Source organism: Pelosinus baikalensis (assembly GCF_020819555.1).
GTDB lineage: Bacteria > Bacillota > Negativicutes > DSM-13327 > DSM-13327 > Pelosinus > Pelosinus baikalensis.
The window spans coordinates 1-1,185 of sequence record NZ_JAJHJB010000118.1; the positions used below are offsets into that span (position 1 = coordinate 1).

At 40.5% G+C, this 1,185-nt stretch carries 1 protein-coding gene; it reads left to right on the forward strand.

Translation table 11 applies throughout. From position 1 onward, the window contains the following. Positions 1 to 33 precede the first annotated feature (33 nt). Positions 34 to 1,185 (forward strand): IS256 family transposase (locus LMF89_RS25355; RefSeq protein WP_229537585.1); only part of this gene is annotated, 1,152 nt, incomplete at its 3' end.

Genomic DNA, 1,185 nt, shown 5'->3' on the forward strand with positions numbered 1-1,185 from the left:
ACCCCTGAACGTAGAGAACAACGGAAAAAATTATTGGAGCTACTTCAAGGAGCCGGAATTAACGATGTTGCTGGTGTACAAGAACTGTTCAAAGAAATGGTAAGCACTGTGTTAGAAAACGGCCTTGAAGGCGAATTAGATGAAGAATTGGGCTATAGAAAATACGACTATCGCAACAAAGAAACCGATAATAGTCGCAACGGCTATAGCGAAAAAACGTTAAAGACTAGCCTTGGTGATATAGAAATCGCTGTTCCAAGAGATCGCAAAGGTGATTTTGAACCACAACTCGTAAAGAAAAACCAAACTACGCTCAGTGGTGATATTGAAGAAAAGATTTTATCCATGTACGCCAAGGGTATGACCACAAGTGATATTGAAAGTCATATTCGAGATATTTACGGGATAGAGGTATCTGATAGCACGATCAGCCGTGTTACTGATAAAATCCTTCCTGTAGTGAAGGAATGGCAAGTGAGGCCCTTAGAGAACATATATGCCGTTGTATTCATGGACGCAATCCATTTCCATGTTCGTAGCGAAGGCCAGATTGTTAAAAAAGCTGTTTACATTGCTATTGGCGTTCAAATGGACGGCATTCGCGACATTCTAGGTATGTGGGTAGGTGAAAATGAAAGCGCCAAGTTCTGGCTTGGAATTTTAAACAGCCTAAAAAATCGTGGTGTAGAAGATATTTTAATTGCTTGCGTTGATGGCCTTACTGGTTTTTCTAACGCTATCGAAGCTGGTTTTCCAAAGACGGAAATCCAACAGTGCGTAATTCATCAAATTCGCAACTCAACAAAATTTGTTTCATACAAGGATATCAAAGCATTGATGGCCGATCTGAAAGCGGTTTATGCTGCCGTAGATGAGCAGACTGCTTTATATCAACTTGATGCATTTGATGAAAAGTGGAGTGCAAAATATCCGAAGATTGCATTGTCGTGGAGGTCTAATTGGGCTAATTTATCTACCTATTTTAAATATCCACAGGAAGTAAGGACGCTAATTTATACCACGAATGCGATAGAAAACTTCAACCGCCAGCTGCGTAAAGTAACAAAGGCTAAATCGGTTTTCCCGACCGATGACAGCTTATTAAAAATGCTATACTTGGCTATGATGGATATTACGAAAAAATGGACAGGCCGTCGCAAGGACTGGGGTCAAATTCATTCCCAG